The organism is Roseomonas sp. KE2513 (assembly GCF_016107305.1).
In the GTDB taxonomy this organism is placed as follows: Bacteria; Pseudomonadota; Alphaproteobacteria; order Acetobacterales; family Acetobacteraceae; genus Roseomonas.
Window position 1 is genome coordinate 1 of the sequence record NZ_RCVR01000219.1, and the last position, 229, is coordinate 229.

1 pseudogene is annotated in these 229 nt (G+C 68.6%); it reads right to left on the minus strand.

Annotated features, from left to right (window positions below):
* A pseudogene (locus D9599_RS31015) lies at positions 1–229 on the minus strand (IS481 family transposase); the annotation flags it as partial.

Sequence of the window (229 nt, forward strand, 5' to 3'; positions counted from 1 at the left end):
TAGCTGTCTGGTTGTGAGACCTCCTTGGCGCGTTCCGCGATGAGGCGTGCGCGGGCGATATCCTCTGGCCCGGCGCGTCCTTCGGGTATTTCGGGCTTGGGGCGGGCGAGCTTTCGTCGCGCCCGCAGGCGCTCCTTGACGATCTGGTCGGGCGTTTTGCCGTCGAGGACGCGCTGGCGGCGGGCGTTGTAGGCGGCGTTGAAGCCGCGGAGCAGCTCCTCGAGTTGGG